A 14,073-nucleotide genomic window follows, 5' to 3' on the forward strand; every position below is an offset into this window, starting at 1 on the left:
ACCGTGGTGGCGAGGTGACGAGGAGTGGGTCTATGAGCAAGCATGGAATCGCGGATACCGCTGAAACGGTGGAGCAGCGCACCGCCAGGGCCGCGGACTCGGTACAGGGGCTGACCCGCTGGCATGACGACTTCCCGACTCCGGGAGTGCGTTTCGCCGATCTCACGCCGGTGTTCGCCGATGCGGAGGGCTTCCGCACGGTGCTGGACTGCTTCGCCGCGTGCGCGCCCGATGCCGATCTGGTCGCGGGCGTGGACGCGCGCGGATTCCTGCTGGGTGCGGGCGTGGCCGCCATCCTGGGCACCGGTGTGGTGGCCGTGCGCAAGGCGGGCAAGCTGCCGCCGCCGGTCATCAGCCGCGAGTACACCCTCGAATACGGTTCGGCCGCACTGGAGATCCCGGCCGACGGTATCGAACTGAAGGGTCGTCGCGTACTGCTGCTCGACGATGTGCTGGCCACCGGCGGCACCCTCGCCGCCGCCGCCGAGCTGTTCCACGCCGCGGGCGCCGAGGTCGTGGCCGCGGCCGTGGTGCTCGAACTCGGCTTCCTGGGTGGGCGGGATCGCCAGGGCGATTACCCGCTCACCTCGATCGTCAAGCTCTGAGCCGCCGGTCGCCGTTGGGCCCTCGACGCCCGGGTCACGCCACGACCCGGGCGATCAGGCCGGTGACGAACAGCCAGAACACCGCTGCCAGACCGTAATTGATGACGATGTCCAGATTGCCGTTGCCGGTGTGGAACAGTCCCGGGAAGAACAGCGCGAGCGGTTCCGCCCAGCCCTTGATCAGGGTGAAGAAGCGATTGGACTGGTCCGCGCCGAAGACCAGCAACAGGATGTAGACGACTTCGACTATCGCGAACAGAGCGCCGATGCCGCCGATCAGGCGGGCGGCCATGCTCTCCCGGTAGGTTTGATACATATAAGGCATATATGGGCGATTCCCCATGTCAGCCGATTGAAACGCGGGCGGAGCCCTGCGATTTCCGGGTGCTCGGCCGCGCTCGGGAGTCCGTGCGTTTGTGCGGATGACAGGATATGGACCAGTCGGTGTCTTGATTGCCCTGTTGTGTCCCGTTGTGCTGCGCGGGGATTCGTTCGCGCTCACAATGTCGAGATGAGTACTGCACCGGGGGAGCAGACACCCTTCACCGAATTCTTCAGTGCGCACCTACCCGAGGTGGCCCGCGAGGTCGTCCACGCGGTGGTGCGCACCGTGCCCGATTACGAACAGTTGCCGACCGAATTGCTGGAACAGGACCTGATTCGCCGCTCGGAGGAGAATCTGCGGCTGTTCCTGCGGCTGGTGAGCGAACATCGGGAACCGCGCGCCGGGGATCTGGACGAGATGATCGAGGTCGCGGTACGCCGTGCGCGCGAAGGCATTCCGCTGGATTCGGTGCTCTCGGTGTATCACCGGGGCGCGCTGGCGGCCTGGAATTTCCTGGCCGCCGCCGCGCAGACGCCGGAGCAGCGCGAGGAACTCATCGCCGCGGTACCGCAATTGCTGGGTTATCTGGGTGCGGTGATACCGGGCGTCGCGGCCTCGTATCTGCGCGAGCGCCAGGATCTGCACTGGGAGCAGCGGGAAGTGAAACGCGCTCTGGCGCAAGCGCTGCTACAGGGTAAGCCCGCTGAGATACTGGCCGACCGGTTCGGTATCACGCTGGGGTCGTATCACGTGCTGGCGCTGCGCACCTGCGGCGGCGCGGAGACCGCGGACGGTGCGCGGCCCGCCATGCGCGTCATTCACGGGGAGATCGATACGCTGTCGCCGCACGCGCTCACCGTGCTGGATCGCGCGGGCGGCTGGGTGCTGGTGCCCGCCACCGAATCCTCGGCGCGGCTCGATGCCGCGATCGTCCGCATCGCCGCCGCCGCGGGTGTCCGGGTGATCGCCGGAACGGCCACCGCGGCAATGGTTTCGGAGATTCCGCCGCGCGCCGAGGAGGCCGGTGAGATCGCCCGGCTCGCACTGGGTTTGGGCAGACCGACCGGTGTGTATCGAATGGCCGATCTGGCATTGCAGTACCAGTTCGCCCGGCCCGGACCCGCGCGCACCTGGCTGGTGGGCCTACTCGAACCGCTCACCGGACATCCGCATCTGATGGAGGCGCTACGCGCGTTCCTCACCCACGATCACAATCGGGTGGCGGCCGCGGAGTCGCTGGTGGTGCACCGCAATACGCTCAACTATCGATTGAACCGGATCGCCACCCTCACCGGTTACGATCCGGGCCGCTCCGAGCACACACCGCTGTTCGCCGCGGCGCTCACCGCGTTCGATCTGGCCACCGCCGAGTTGTAGCGCACGCTCAGCGCGCCACCATCCGGGCGACGAAACCGCTGACGACGAGCCAGAAGACCGCCGCCAGACCGTAATTGAGGATGATGTCGATGGTTCCGTTGCCGGTGTGGAACAGCCCCGGGAAGAACAGCGCCAGCGGCTCGGCGAACCCCTTGATGAAGGTGAAGAACCGATTCGACTGATCGGCGTGCAAGAGCAGCAGCAGGATGTACAGGCCCTCGGTGAGAGCGAACAGTGCCCCGACGCCGCTGATTATGCGGGCGGCGGTGGCCTCATTGCGGGCGACATAAGGCATTGGCGAAGGATGCCCGTTGTGTGCCCTTCGAAAACCGCGAACCGGCGGGTCGCGGACGACGCGCTGGCTCGCCAAACCGAATGGCTGGTCCGTGATTCGGCGTGTCCGGCATGGCATGATGACCGAGTGATCACGACGGCCACCGGAAGCGTTCTGGCGTGAAGGCCAAGTACCTCATCGGCGGTGCCGTCGGACTCATTCTGAGCCTGGTAACCCTGGTGCTCGTGGTCATCCTGCCCGCCACCGAGTCGACCTGCGGTGCGGGCACTCCCGGCATTCCCGCGGCCACCAGTGCGCGCACCGAACCCAATTGCCCCGCCACCGGATCGGCCGCCGAGGCCGGACTCCAGGAGGGCGCGCTGCGCGCATTGCGCTGTGTGGTCGCGCGTTTCGGCATGATGGATATGCGCGGGGTCATCGCCGATGACGCGTACCCGGATCATCGCGAGGGGCGCGCGGTGGAATTCATCGTCGGCAATGATCAGGCCAAGGGCGATGCCATCGTTGACTTCCTGCGCGACAGCGCCGCGAATTTCCATGTCGACTATGTGCTGTGGCGGCAGCGCAGCTGGACTCCGGAGGCCTCCAGCGGTATTCAGTGGACGCCCATGGAGGATCGCGGGGATGCGGCGCGCAATCATATGGATCGCGTGCAGGTGACCATCAAGGCGGTCACCGCCACCTCGACCGTATCCGGCCCGACCGAGGTTTCCCTGGCCGCCATGCCGGGAACGGTGAACGAGGCGGGCAAGCTGACCGGGATGGGTCGCCGCCAATACCCGATGGCCGCAGGAACTTTCACCGTCTCCGACCCATTCGGCGCGCGTGGCGGCGCGCACCTGGGCGTCGATATGGCGGGCGCGGCGGGTACGCCCATCTACGCCGTCTCGGACGGTCTGGTGGTCGCCTCGGGTCCGGCGTCGGGCTTCGGCGACTGGATCGTCATCGACTCGCTCGACGAGAGCGGCCGACGCTATTCCACCGTCTACGGACATATGTACGAATCCGGCATCTTCGTGCACACCGGTGACGTCGTCACCATGGGCCAGCACATCGCGGATGTCGGCTCCAACGGCGAATCCTCCGGTCCCCATTTGCATTTCGAGCTGGTCCCCGGCGGTCGCCTGACCGGCGGCCATCAGGTCGACCCGATGGCCTGGCTCTCGGGTTCCTCGCTCCCGACCGCGACCATCCCCAATAACTGTGAGAACGGATTCGGTTCCGCCGGAGGCAATCTCGCCTCCGGAAAGGTCCCGGCCGAGCTCGAGGTCTGGTACCGCCGCGCCGGTTCGCTGTGCCCGCAGATCAGTTCCTCGCTGCTGGCCGCGCAGGGGCAAGCCGAATCCGGGTTCCGCCGCGGCCTGACCTCACCCGCCGGCGCGGAGGGGCTGGCGCAATTCCTGCCCAGCACCGCGGCGTCGCTGGCCCCGGACGGCCAGCCCTATGTCATAGACGCCGACGGTAACGGCACCGCCAGCCTCTGGGACGACGGTGACGCCATCATGGGCCAGGGCCGCTATATGTGCGCCATCGCCCAGGCGGTGCAGGGCTGGATCGATCAGGGCAAGGTGACCGGTGATGTCACAGCCCTGAGTCTGGCCGCCTACAACGCCGGTGAGGGTGCGGTGCTGGCCTCGGGCGGTATGCCCAATCAGGTGCCCGGTCACTTCAGCGAAACCCGTCCCTATGTGGCGAGAATCCTTGCCGCCGAGGCGAATTTCCGCAGTATGGGCAGCGCGGGCCGCTTCACCCCCGATGCCGCTGCCGCTCTCGGTCCGCAGATCGCCGAGGCGGGCCACGAATGGCTCGGCACCCCATACGTTTTCGGTGGCGGCACCACATCGGGCCCCAGTGGCGGCGGCTTCGACGAACCCGGCCTGACCGCCGCGGCCGTCTTCTCCGCCAGCAACGGCACCATTTCGCTGCCCGGCACCGCCGAACAGCAGTGGGAGATCGGCACCGAGGTGGCGCTGCTGAAGGCCAAATCCGGTGACCTCGTCTTCGGCAACTTCGGCCCCCGCGGCCCGGCCACGGTGGGCATCTACCTGGGCAACGGTCGCATGTTGCACGCCGAACCCGGCGGTAAGGTCGCCGAGGTTCCGCTGCTGAACGGTATGAAGGCCCGCCGCATCGGCCAGTGAGCCCGCTCACGAAATACACACTTGCACTGGTTCGTTGGGATTGGTTAGAGTGGCAAACGTTCTTGCCCCGATCGATCGGAGACAATGCGTTGATTTCCTGAGGTAACCGCCGCGTGGCCCGCAGTCCTTGCGCGCCGCATCTCGCGAGTACCTGTGGGAGTCCGCATGTCATTACCTGTTATTTCCATTTCCGATCTCGCATTCGCCTGGCCGGACGGCACCCCTGTTTTCGATGGTCTCGATGCCCGGCTCGGTCCGGGTCATATCGGCCTGGTCGGGAGCAATGGCGCCGGTAAATCCACGCTTTTCCGCCTGATCACCGGTGAACTCCAACCCGGTAGGGGATCGGTGACCGTTCCCGGGGTGCGCGGATATCTGCGGCAGGACCTCGGTCTCGCGGCGGGTCAGCGGGTGGATGCCGTACTGGGGATCGCCGAGATCCGGAAAGCGTTGCACCGCATAGAATCCGGAACCGCGGATGCGGCGGACTTCGAAATCGTCGGGAATGCCTGGGATATCGAGGAACGCGCACTGGCCTTGCTCGGGCGCCTCGGATTGCACTATGTGGCAGGCGATATCGCGCAATTGGATCGGCGACTCGAAACGCTCTCCGGCGGCGAGACCGTACTGCTCGGGCTGGTGGCCGAACTGCTGCGCGAGCCCGAGATCCTGCTGCTGGACGAGCCGACGAACAATCTCGATCAGGTGGCGCGCGAGCGGCTCTACGACGTGGTCGGGCAGTTCGACGGCACCGTGCTGACCGTCAGCCATGACCGGGAACTGCTGGAACGGGTGGATGCCGTCGCCGAGCTGCGGCAGGGCGAAATCCGTTTGTTCGGCGGTAATTTCAGCGAGTACGAGCGCATTGTCGAGGCCGAGCAGGAGACCGCGCGCGCCGCCATTCGCGATGCGCGCGGCGATGTCCGCAAGCAGGCCCGGGAATTGGTGGAGACCCATATCAAGCTCGATCGGCGTAAGCGGTACGGGCAGAAGATGTGGGATCAGAAACGCGAACCCAAGATCGTCATGGGCAATCGCAAACGCGAGGCTCAGGTATCGGCGGGCAAGTTGCGCAATCAGCACATAGGGAAATTGGAGGATGCGAAGGATCAGCTCACCGAGGCGCAGGAGAAATTGCGCGATGACCGGGAGATTCGGGTCGATCTGCCCGATACCCGGGTGTATCCGGGGCAGGATGTCATCGAATTGGATGAGCTCACCCTGGCGTGCGGGCCGACCGTATCGCTGAAGGTGATCGGACCCGAGCGGATCGCGCTCACCGGGCGCAATGGCGTGGGCAAAACCACTCTGCTGCATCGTATTCGACAGGAATCGCCGAAGGTGCCGTGGCGCATGCTGCCGCAGCGCCTGGATGTCTTCGACGAGAACCTTTCGGTATTCGAGAATGTGGCCGCGACCGCGCCGCACGCCTCGCCGGAACGGATTCGGGCGCAACTGGCTCGATTCCTTTTCCGGGGGAGCGCCGCGGATGTGCTCGCGAGCGCGCTCTCGGGCGGGGAACGGCTGCGCGCGGCGCTGGCCATGATCCTGCTGGCCGAACCCGCCCCGCGACTGCTCCTGTTGGATGAGCCCACCAATAATCTGGACCTGCCCAGCCTGCGGCATCTCACCCAGGCGCTGGCCGGATTCCAGGGTGCGCTCATCGTGGTCAGCCACGATCCGCGCTTTCTGGCCGAGATCGGGGTGACGCGCCGCCTGGAGCTCACCGCGGCCGGTCTGGCAGACGCCCCGGTCGAATAAGGGATGAGGTTTCGAGACCGGAGCAATCAGGACGCAATGCCGCCGCGAAGTGTCGGTACGGGAGAGTAAGGTTCAACGCTCCGGGCAGGTCCGGTCAGGCGGCGTTCGGCGTTCCGGTCTCGAAACGTTTCCAGGACTAAAGTGGGTGGTCTACGTGGTTGGACGGTCCGGTACGGTGTTCCGATCGAGGCCGGGAGAGGTGGTGGCATGACACAGAATCTGGAGAAGGCGAACGCCGGGCAATCGGAGAATGGCGAGTCCGCCACTCCTGTGCCCGGCGCTCCCGTGCGTCCAGCCTCGGCCGCCGTCCCCACTTCCGCGTCCCGCCGCGTGCGCGCCCGCCTCGCCCGCCGGATGACCGGCCAGCGCGGTATCGCCGCTGTGAAACCGGTGCTCGAGCCCTTGGCGACGGTGCATCGCGAGCTGTATCCGAAGGCGAATCTGGCTCTGCTGCAACGGGCTTTCGATGTCGCCGATGAGAAGCATCAGCATCAGTTCCGGAAGTCCGGCGATCCGTACATCACCCATCCGCTCGCGGTCGCGAACATTCTCGCCGAGCTCGGTATGGACACCACCACGCTGGTGGCGGCGCTGTTGCACGACACCGTCGAGGACACCGGCTATTCGCTCGACGAGCTCACCAATGAGTTCGGCACCGAGGTCGCCCACCTGGTCGACGGCGTCACCAAACTGGACAAGGTCAATCTGGGCGCGGCCGCCGAGGCCGAGACCATCCGCAAGATGATCATCGCCATGGCGCGCGATCCGCGCGTACTGGTGATCAAGGTCGCGGACCGGCTGCACAATATGCGCACCATGCGCTTCCTGCCGCCGGAGAAGCAGGCCAAGAAGGCGCGCGAAACCCTCGAGGTGATCGCCCCGCTGGCACATCGCCTGGGTATGGCCACGGTGAAATGGGAGCTCGAGGACCTCGCCTTCGCGATCCTGCACCCCAAGAAGTACGACGAGATCGTGCGCCTGGTCGCCGACCGCGCGCCCTCGCGCGATACCTATCTGGCAAGGGTGCGCGACGAGATCGTCAATACTCTTGCCGCGAGCCGCATCAACGCCATCGTCGAGGGCCGCCCCAAGCACTACTGGTCGATCTATCAGAAGATGATCGTCAAGGGCAAGGACTTCGACGATATCCATGACCTGGTCGGTATCCGCATCCTCTGCGATGAGGTGCGGGACTGCTATGCCGCTGTGGGCGTTGTGCATTCGCTGTGGCAGCCCATGGCCGGGCGCTTCAAGGACTACATCGCCCAGCCGCGGTACGGGGTCTACCAGTCGCTGCACACCACCGTGGTCGGACCGGACGGCAAACCCCTGGAAGTGCAGATTCGCACCCAGGACATGCACCGCACCGCCGAATTCGGTATCGCCGCGCACTGGCGGTACAAGGAGACCAAGGGCAAGCATTCCAACGATTCCACCGAAGTCGACGATATGGCGTGGATGCGTCAGCTCCTCGACTGGCAGCGGGAGGCGGCCGATCCGGCCGAATTCCTGGAGTCGCTGCGCTTCGACCTGAAGTCGCCGGAGATATTCGTCTTCACCCCCAAGGGTGAGGTCATCACGCTGCCGCAGAAGTCCACCCCCGTGGACTTCGCCTATGCCGTGCACACCGAGGTCGGCCACCGCTGCATCGGCGCGCGCGTGAACGGGCGATTGGTCGCGCTGGAACGCCAGTTGGAGAACGGTGAGGTCGTCGAGATCTTCACCTCCAAGGCGCAGAACGCCGGACCCTCCCGGGACTGGGCGAATTTCGTGGTGTCCCCGCGCGCCAAGGCCAAGATCCGGCAGTGGTTCGCCAAGGAACGCCGCGAGGAAGCCCTCGAGGCGGGTAAGGACCAGATCTCCAAGGAGGTCCGCCGGTCCGGGCTGCCCTTGCAGCGCCTGATGAGCGCGGACGCCATGACCAATCTGGCCGCCGAACTGCACTACACCGATATCTCCGCGCTGTATACGGCGGTCGGCGAAAGCCAGGTCTCGGCGCATCACGTCGTGCAGCGCCTGATGGCGCAGCTCGGCGGGGTCAGCGATGTCGAGAACGAGCTGGCCGAAAGGTCCACGCCGTCAACGGTTCCCTCGCGGCAGCGGCTCACCGGTGATGCGGGCGTGGAGATTCCGGGTGCGCCCGGTACGGTCTCCAAGCTCGCCAAGTGCTGCACCCCGGTGCCGGGCGACGAGATCATGGGCTTCGTGACCCGGGGCGGCGCGGTCAGCGTGCACCGCACCGACTGCACCAACGCGGATTCCCTTCGCGCGCAACCGGAACGGATCATCGAGGTCAAATGGGCCCCGTCGCCGTCCTCGGTGTTCCTGGTCGCCATTCAGATCGAGGCGCTCGATCGCACCCGCCTGCTCTCCGATGTCACCAAGGTGCTGGCCGATGAGAAGGTCAATATCCTCTCGGCGGCGGTCACCACTTCCGGTGACCGCGTGGCCATTTCGAAGTTCACCTTCGAGATGGGCGATCCCAAGCACCTCGGCCACCTGCTGAATGTGGTGCGCAATGTGGAGGGCGTCTACGACGTCTACCGGGTGACTTCGGCCGCCTGATCCGCACGACTCCGCACGGCGGCGCTTCCCATCCGATGGGAAGCGCCGCTTTTTCTTTCCCGCATCGGGAATCAAAGCCGCGTGACTAACTGTTGAAGTAGGTATAGGCGGTTAAATACGTGAAGGAGTCGTGTCATGACGGGGCACTATGCGCAGGTGGCGTTCACGCCCGCCGTGCGCGAGCATCAGCGCGAACACGGCAGTCTGCGCGCCTACGAGCGGATGGCGCAGGTACCCGAGGTGCCCGATCGCCTCGGGCCGAACGAGGCGTTGTTCATCGCCGAACGCGACAGCTTCTATCTCGCCACGGTAGGCGAGACCGGCTGGCCCTATATCCAGCATCGCGGCGGTCCGCGCGGATTCCTGAAGGTGATCAACGCGAACACCCTCGGCTTCGCCGACTTCCGCGGCAATAAGCAGTACATCAGCCGCGGCAACCTCGATCATGACGATCGCGTCGCGCTGTTCCTGATGGACTATGCCGCCAGGACCCGATTGAAGATCATGGGCCGGGCCAGAGTGGTTGAGGCGCAGCAGGATCCGGACCTCATCGCCGCCCTGGGCGATAAGGACTATCCGGCCCGGATCGAGCGCGCGCTGCTCATCGAGGTCGAGGCGTTCGACTGGAATTGCAGCCAGCACATCCCCGAGCTGTATCCGCGCGAGGAAGTCCTCGAGGCGGTGCAATCGCTGCACGACCGCATCGGCGAACTCGAACGCGAGAACGCGCGCCTGCGGGCGACCCCGCCTGGTTCCGATCTTGGTCGGTAGCATCGAGCGATGCCGCTGATCGAGGTCACCTACGCCGCCCATGTTCCCGAATCCGCCCTGCCCGCCCTGGCTGATGTTCTGCCACATCTGGTTTCGATCGCGGTGGAGTGTCCGGAGGAGCCCTACGACGGCGATCTGCGGCCGGGTGATGTCGAAATGCGTTTCCGCGCCCTGGGGCCGTTCGATGTGAGCGGCCTGGACGTCGTGATCGAGGTGCGCTCCAAGTTCTTCGAGAGCCGCGCGAAGAACCGGCAGGATCGGGCCGATGCATTGCACGCCGCCCTCGAAGCCGCCACCGGCCTGGAGAACTTCGGCGTCTACCTCACCTTCCCGATCGCCGCCTGGGCACAGTCGCAATAGCCTCGAACACCCAAAAACGTTGGGTGGCACTACGATCGTCGTGCACGCCGTGCGGTGGCGTGTGAGTGATCGGGGGTCGTATGGCTGGAATGTTCGAACCAGCCCATGCCGTATGTGGTCGATATCGGCTCGTCGAGGTGCTGGGTTCGGGTGGCTTCGGGCGGGTGTGGCGGGCGCACGATGAGGCGCTCAATGTCGAAGTGGCACTGAAGGAAGTGACGTTCGCGCGGATTCTGCCCGATGACGAACACCAGGAATTGCTGCTGCGGGCCAAGCATGAGGCGCGCAATGCCGCTCGGCTGCGGGATCATCCGAATATCGTCGGCGTCTACGACGTGGTCATCGAGCACGGGATTCCGTGGACGGTCATGCAGATCGTCAACGGCCAGTCACTGGAGCAGCGGGTCAAGACGGGCGGGCCGCTGTCGGTCGAGGCCACCGCGGGTGTCGCCGAGGCGCTGCTGAACGCCCTCGAGGCCGCCCATGACGCCGGCGTCGTGCATCGCGATGTGAAGCCCTCCAATGTCATGCTCGCCGCGGGCGGCCGAATCCTGCTGGCGGACTTCGGAATAGCCGTGCACGAATCCGACACCCTGGTCACCAAGACCGGGGTGCTGATCGGCTCGATGGAGTTCATGGCACCGGAACGCACCGGCGATAAACGCAGCGAACCGCCGAGCGATCTGTTCTCCCTCGGCGCGACCCTGCATTACGCGTGCACCGGCATCTCCCTGTTCCACCGGGACACGGTGACCGCCACCCTCAGCGCCGTACTCTTCGAACCGGTGCCGCCGATTCCCGCGGCCGGACGCCTGGAACCACTCATCACCGCGCTGCTGGCGAAGGATCCGACCGAGCGCCCGAGCATTCGAGCCGCCCGTGCCCTGCTGAATCGCCCGCAGCACACCGTGATTCGCCCCGGGACGGCACCGGAACCGATGCGCGAGCGCGCTCCGAACCCGCCCGTCCCCACCCCGGAGTCCCCGCCCGCACCCGAATCCCGCCCGGCGCGAGCGCCTTTCGGCAGAACCCGGCTACTGCGCACCCTCGCCGTCGCCGTCACAGTGATCATTCTCGGCACGGCCACGGTGCTGACCCTCTACCGGAACAGCGTCTGGTTCTCGAGCTTCGCCGATGACACCTTCGACCTGGCCGATGGCCTGTCCGTCGCCCCCGGCAGCTGCATCCGGAAACGCGACAGCGCCGACCCACCCCGCACCGCCGTCCCGTGCGCCGCCGCCGAAGCCGAATGGCTCATCGTCGATCGCCTCCATTTCGCCGCACCCCAGCCCACCGATGACGCGGCCAAAACCAATTTCAACCTGCGCTGCGATCGCACCGGCGGCGTCTCCTTCACCTACCCGGCACCCTCCGAACTCGAACTCTGGTGCCTGCGCCGCCGATGACCCGGCCACCGCGCGGCGGGTGTCCGGGCCACCGGTAGGCTGACCTCTCCCAGCGTCACTACCAGGAGAGTTCATGACCGCGTTCGAGAATGTCAGTGTCACCAAGAAGGCGAATGTCTACTTCGACGGCAAGTGCGTCAGCCACAACATCACCTTGGCCGATGGCACCGCGAAGTCGGTCGGTGTGATTCTGCCCGCGACGCTGACCTTCAACACCGGCGCGCCGGAGATCATGGAACTCATCGAGGGTGAGGCCAAGGTGACCCTGGCGGGCTCGGACGAGACCGTCGTCTACCGGGGTGGCGAGTCGTTCTCGGTGCCCGGAGACAGCAGCTTCCAGATCGAGGTCGTGGAGCCGGTGCACTACGTCTGCCACTTCGGCTGAGCTTCCGGTCGCGCCCGCGGCGCGCACCGCACGCCCGTGTCATCCCTGCGATGGCACGGGCGTTGTGCTGTCAGTCCAGGTGCTGGGCGTACCAGTCGGTGACGCGCCGCCAGGCCATGATGGCGGCGGTCGGGTTGTAGCGGGGCCCGGTGTCGTTGAAGAAGGCGTGATCCGCGCCGTCGGCGACGAAGGATTCGTGGGTGGCGCCGATCTTGTCCAGGGCGGCTTCGGCGGCGGGGCGGGAGGCGTCGACGCGGGAGTCCAGGGCTCCGTACACGGCCAGTACCGCGGCCTTGGTCTTGATCTCACCGTTGTCGGGGAAGGGGCCGTAGAACGGGGTGGCGGCCGCCAATTCCGGTGTGCCGGTGGTCAGTAGCAGCCAGACCAGGCCGCCGCCGAAACAGAAGCCGGTGGCGCCGAGTCGCTTTCCCGGTGTGCGACGCCCGAGTTCGGCCACACCGGCCCGCAGATCGGCGACGAAACGTTCCTGGGGGAGTTTGCCCAGTGCCGCGGTGGCGGCGGCCGGATCGGTGAAGGTGGCGGTGCCGCCCTCCTCGGAGAGCAGGTCCACGGCCAGGGCGTTGTAGCCGATGCCCGCGAAACGCCCTGCGATGGAACGGATGTGGTCGGTCAGGCCCTTGTTCTCATGGATCACCAGGACACCGCCGCGCGGTTGCGCGGCTGCGGCCCAAGCCGCCTGCAGGGTGCGGCCGTCGGGGCCGGGGAAAGTGATGGCGGCGGTGGGCAGCGCGGTCGCCGATCCCGGTGGCGGACCCGCGGGTGCGCCGGAACCCGGCGCGGCGCTACCGGTCGCCGATGTCGCTGGGGGAGCACCGGATTCATCGGCCTTATCGGCGCAGGCGGCCAGTAGCGCCACGGCGGCCGGTGCGCCCAGCCCGAGCATGCCCAGCCGGCGCAGCGCCTCGCGGCGGCTGAGCAGGCCCTCGACATGGTCGGTGGCGATTTCCTCTGCGATATAGCGCTGCAGCGGCGTCATGAAGATCAGCCTAGGCGCAGTGCGGGCGAGCCGGGGAACACAACGGCCTCGTCTTCGTTATGACTTCACGTCGCTGTAAATCAGGATCTGGAGGTGCCGCATGCGCGGTGTGCGTTTCGAGGAGTTCGGCGGACCGGAGGTACTGCGGGTGGTCGAACTCGACATCCCCGAACCCGCCGCGGGCGAGGTGACCATCGATATCGCCTACATCGGCGTGAACTTCGCGGATCTACAGGCGCGGTCCGTCGGCTACCGGGTGCCCGGTCTGCCGTTCGTGCCGGGTCTGGAACTGTCCGGCCGGATTCGCGCCCTCGGTGCGGGCGTCGAAGGTTTCGAGATCGGCCAGCCGGTCGCCGCGATCACCGAGGGCGGTGCGTACGCCGAGGTGGTGCGGGCCAAGGCCGCCACGGTGTTCCCGGTTCCCGAGGGCGTCGATTTGCGCACGGCCGCAACGCTTCCCACCGTGCTGCCCACCGCGTACGCGCTGGTGCACACCGTGGGCCGGGTACAGCCGGGGGAGACCGTGCTGGTGCAGGCCGCCGCGGGCGGTGTCGGTACCGTGGCCGGGCAGGTGGCCGCACTGGCCGGTGCGGGCGCGGTCTACGGCGTGGTTTCCAGTGCGGCCAAAGCGGATTACGCGCGCAAGCTCGGCTACGACGATGCCTTCCTCACCGACACCTTCGATGACGATGTGCGCGCCGCCACCAACGGCCGCGGTGTGGATCTGGTGCTGGACCCGGTCGGCGGTGAGACCATGCGCCGCAGTCTGGACACCCTGGCCCTGTTCGGCCGTCTGGTGTCCTTCGGCAACGCCGGCGGTGAACCCGCCTGGCAGATCGGCCAGCCCGAGCTGTATCCGCGCGGCCGGTCGATCGCGGGCTTCTCGATTCTGAGCCTGACCGCGAGCGAGCCTCAGGTGCTGCGTGAAATCGCCTCGCGCGCCTTCGAATTGGTGACCAGCGGCAAGGTCGAGTTGCCGATCACCGCCGAATTCCCGCTCGCCGAGGCGGCCGACGCCCATCGCCTGATGGACAGCCGCACCTCGACCGGGAAACTCATCCTCGCGGTCTGAACCGCGAAACCGG

13 protein-coding genes are annotated in these 14,073 nt (G+C 66.5%); 10 read left to right on the top strand and 3 right to left on the bottom strand.

The window, feature by feature from the left end:
- Positions 1–32 precede the first annotated feature (32 nt).
- A complete protein-coding gene (locus AB0L82_RS07325) occupies positions 33–605 on the top strand; it encodes an adenine phosphoribosyltransferase (protein WP_364632308.1) in 573 nt (190 codons plus the stop codon).
- A gap of 34 nt (positions 606–639) precedes the next feature.
- Here the strand turns inward: AB0L82_RS07325 and AB0L82_RS07330 are convergent, their stop codons facing one another.
- On the bottom strand, positions 640–921 hold the full coding sequence (locus tag AB0L82_RS07330; RefSeq protein ID WP_364632310.1) for a hypothetical protein: 282 nt from the start codon (positions 919–921) through the stop codon (positions 640–642).
- Positions 922–1,116: 195 nt separating this feature from the next.
- On the opposite strand from AB0L82_RS07330, the gene AB0L82_RS07335 reads away from it, so the two are divergent.
- Positions 1,117–2,307: a helix-turn-helix domain-containing protein gene (locus tag AB0L82_RS07335; RefSeq protein ID WP_364632312.1), complete on the top strand. Its 1,191-nt coding sequence runs from the start codon at positions 1,117–1,119 to the stop codon at positions 2,305–2,307.
- Positions 2,308–2,314: 7 nt separating this feature from the next.
- Here the strand turns inward: AB0L82_RS07335 and AB0L82_RS07340 are convergent, their stop codons facing one another.
- Positions 2,315–2,602, bottom strand: coding sequence for a hypothetical protein (locus tag AB0L82_RS07340; protein ID WP_364632314.1), 288 nt, complete (start codon positions 2,600–2,602; stop codon positions 2,315–2,317).
- A gap of 158 nt (positions 2,603–2,760) precedes the next feature.
- Here AB0L82_RS07340 and AB0L82_RS07345 point away from each other — a divergent pair, with 158 nt between their 5' ends.
- From AB0L82_RS07345 to AB0L82_RS07375, 7 genes are all read left to right on the top strand, one after another.
- A complete protein-coding gene (locus AB0L82_RS07345; protein ID WP_364632316.1) occupies positions 2,761–4,743 on the top strand; it encodes a peptidoglycan DD-metalloendopeptidase family protein in 1,983 nt (660 codons plus the stop codon).
- Between the two features lie 165 nt (positions 4,744–4,908).
- Entirely contained in the window at positions 4,909–6,504 is a 1,596-nt protein-coding gene (locus tag AB0L82_RS07350; RefSeq protein WP_364632318.1) for an ATP-binding cassette domain-containing protein, read from the top strand.
- A gap of 207 nt (positions 6,505–6,711) precedes the next feature.
- The gene (locus AB0L82_RS07355) at positions 6,712–9,069 is read left to right on the top strand and encodes a RelA/SpoT family protein (protein ID WP_364632320.1); all 2,358 of its coding nucleotides are present in this window, start codon (positions 6,712–6,714) and stop codon (positions 9,067–9,069) included.
- 135 nt (positions 9,070–9,204) lie between these two features.
- Positions 9,205–9,840 (top strand): pyridoxamine 5'-phosphate oxidase family protein, encoded by a 636-nt coding sequence (locus tag AB0L82_RS07360; RefSeq protein ID WP_364632322.1) that lies wholly within the window; start codon positions 9,205–9,207, stop codon positions 9,838–9,840.
- A 9-nt stretch (positions 9,841–9,849) separates the two neighbouring features.
- Positions 9,850–10,200 (top strand): hypothetical protein, encoded by a 351-nt coding sequence (locus tag AB0L82_RS07365; RefSeq protein ID WP_364632324.1) that lies wholly within the window; start codon positions 9,850–9,852, stop codon positions 10,198–10,200.
- 89 nt (positions 10,201–10,289) lie between these two features.
- A complete protein-coding gene (locus AB0L82_RS07370) occupies positions 10,290–11,606 on the top strand; it encodes a serine/threonine-protein kinase (protein WP_364632325.1) in 1,317 nt (438 codons plus the stop codon).
- Positions 11,607–11,679: 73 nt separating this feature from the next.
- Positions 11,680–11,991, top strand: coding sequence for a pyrimidine/purine nucleoside phosphorylase (locus AB0L82_RS07375; RefSeq protein WP_364632327.1), 312 nt, complete (start codon positions 11,680–11,682; stop codon positions 11,989–11,991).
- 70 nt (positions 11,992–12,061) lie between these two features.
- Here the strand turns inward: AB0L82_RS07375 and AB0L82_RS07380 are convergent, their stop codons facing one another.
- Positions 12,062–12,988, bottom strand: a complete 927-nt coding sequence (locus AB0L82_RS07380) for a dienelactone hydrolase family protein (protein ID WP_364632329.1) — start codon at positions 12,986–12,988, stop codon at positions 12,062–12,064.
- Positions 12,989–13,088: 100 nt separating this feature from the next.
- On the opposite strand from AB0L82_RS07380, the gene AB0L82_RS07385 reads away from it, so the two are divergent.
- The gene (locus AB0L82_RS07385; protein ID WP_364632331.1) at positions 13,089–14,060 is read left to right on the top strand and encodes a zinc-binding dehydrogenase; all 972 of its coding nucleotides are present in this window, start codon (positions 13,089–13,091) and stop codon (positions 14,058–14,060) included.
- Positions 14,061–14,073 lie beyond the last annotated feature (13 nt).

It is taken from the genome of Nocardia sp. NPDC052001 (assembly GCF_040680615.1).
Lineage (GTDB): Bacteria > Actinomycetota > Actinomycetes > Mycobacteriales > Mycobacteriaceae > Nocardia.